Consider the following 2,477-nt stretch of genomic DNA (forward strand, 5'->3'; position numbering starts at 1 on the left):
AGCCTTCTCTCTGTTGCTGGTTTGAATGATTCTGATGATTACGCAAATTTTTTAACCAAAACCCTTTCTGGTAAGAGCGATAAGAGTTCTATCGTAAATGTTCTTGCGGACGATAGCAAAAATTTATTGGTAAGAACTCTAGATACAGACGAGCAATATAAAAAGTCTCTCATTAGTCCACGGTCGCTTGTTCGTGATAGCTCTACAACCCAACAGTTTTCAGGGAATAATGAGAATGCAGCCCCTGTTAATGTTTCTGACCTTTTGCGGGGTGGAACTGCAGGAATGCAACGTTCTCAAGATAACAATGTTATTTTGGGTAGTGGGATTAATTATACAAAAAGCAAGTGGGGTGTTTTTATTGGTGACGATGTGGTTGGTAGTGTTGATGGGAGAGGTACATACGGCGCTATTGTTATCGGGTACGGTGCAAAATCTGGTGATGGTTGGAGTACTGTTATTGGTTATAAGGCAGAGGCACCTAAGGGCTCGTATGGTACTGTTGTTTTGGGGCGGGGGGCAAAAACGGAAGGTGTTTTTAGCATTGCAATCGGTGCTGTTGGAACTACTCCTGGATCTGAAACACAGAATGTTGATGAAAAAAATAGAGTGCTTGCAGCTGGTGATTATGCAATGGCTCTTGGTTACGGCGCGAAGAATTATGCAGAAAAGGGGATTGCTCTTGGTTACAATGCATCTGCAACAAAGGAGGCGCTGTATAGTATTGCTATAGGTTCCATGTCTCACGCTTTGGGTCCAAGCAGTATCGCAATGGGTGTCAATTCTATAGTTTCTGTACAAGGTGGTGTTGCTATAGGAAGTGATACTATCGCTGATAGGGCTGCAGGTGTTTCAGGATATACTTCTTCGCTGCAGGGGGCAACAGAAAGCACTGAAGCGCAATGGAAAAGTAAGCAGGGTGCCGTTAGTGTTGGTAATAAAAGTACGGGCATGACGCGGCAGATTACAGGTGTAGCAGCTGGTAGTGAACTTACTGATGCAGTAAATGTTGTACAGTTAAAAGACTTAGAAAGTGTCGTAAGAAATGGTGGTTGGAAACTATCTGTTGGGGGTAAGGATGATAAGACCGTTATCATGGACAGCGCGGTAGATTTTTCCGCTGGAAGTAGCAACCTAAGTATTACAAAGGGCAAAGACGACAATAAGCTAAAATTTGATCTTGCTAAAGATGTTACGTTGAGTAGTGCAAAAGTTTCAGGAAATACCTTAGACGCAACGGGCTTAGTGATTTCTGGTGGACCGAAAATAACAACGAGTGGTATTGACGCTGGTAGTAAGAAGATAACAGGCATTCAAAATGGCGCACTCACAGCAGAATCGACCGAAGCGGTCAATGGTTCCCAACTTTTGGCAACAAATACTGAAATTAATGAAGTAAGAGACAGTATTCTTGTTAAGCAAGTAGCAGAGATGGCTTTGACGCGCAGTCTCCGTGATGGAGGAACGGGCCTTATCACTATTGGTAAGGGAACTGGTGGTACCGAAATCAGTATTCTAAATAAGGATAATGGAGGGCGGAAACTTTCCGGTCTACTTGGCGGGACAATCAATGAAAATTCAGACGAAGCTGTAAGTGGTTCTCAGCTTCATACCCTAGGGAGCAGTGTTGCATCTTATTTCGGTGGTGGTGCTAAATATGAAAGTGGTGCATGGACAGGTCCAAAATTCACGCTTAAAACTTTCGATGCTGATGGTAAAGAAGGTGCTTCAAAAGACTATCCCGATGTAGGCTCTGCTTTTGCAGGAATTGATACGAACTTCATAAATGTAAACAAACATCTGAATACTGTTGTTAATAATTTTAATGACAAATTAAACGATATTAATAAAGAATTTCAAGGCGATGCCTTATTGTGGAGCAAAACTGATAAAGCCTTTAGTGCTATGCACGTAGAGGGGGAAGACAGAAGATCAGGTAAAATTAAATATCTTGAAGGTGGAGATTTAACACAAAACTCAGAAGAAGCCGTGAATGGTGGACAGCTGTATACACTGGGTACCCATTTAGCTAATTATCTTGGTGGTGGTGCTGACTTTGGAAATGGAAACTCAGAAGGTCCTACTTTTAAGGTTAAAACTTTTCGGGATGATGGCACAGAAGATAAACAAAGCTACAGGAATGTAGCGGATGCGTTTGAGGGTGTTAATACGGCTCTCACGACTGTTCAGGATAAATTGACTGAACAGGTTAATAATGTGATTACCAAAGTAGAAAGCGAAAGCTTTGTTCAGCAAGATAAGACAACGAGTCGTCTCACTATTGGTGCAAAAGTAGGTGGCACAGAAATCAATATTGCAAATGAAAGCGGTGCGGATCGGATAATTTCTGGTGTTGGTGAAGCAAAGAACAATAATGACGCTGTTAACAAAGGTCAATTAGATAAAGGTTTGAAGGATCTTTCTACCAGCCTTCAGTCAGATGACTCGGCTGTTGTTCATTACGATAAAACAGGTGA

The 2,477-nt window shown here is 42.0% G+C and carries 1 pseudogene; it reads left to right on the forward strand.

The annotated features are described in order from the left end of the window. Window positions 1–2,477 (forward strand): annotated as a pseudogene (locus ACFILO_RS09155) (hypothetical protein); the annotation flags it as partial.

This window comes from Bartonella sp. AP72JLCBS, from assembly GCF_042195705.1.
In the GTDB taxonomy this organism is placed as follows: domain Bacteria; phylum Pseudomonadota; class Alphaproteobacteria; order Rhizobiales; family Rhizobiaceae; genus Bartonella.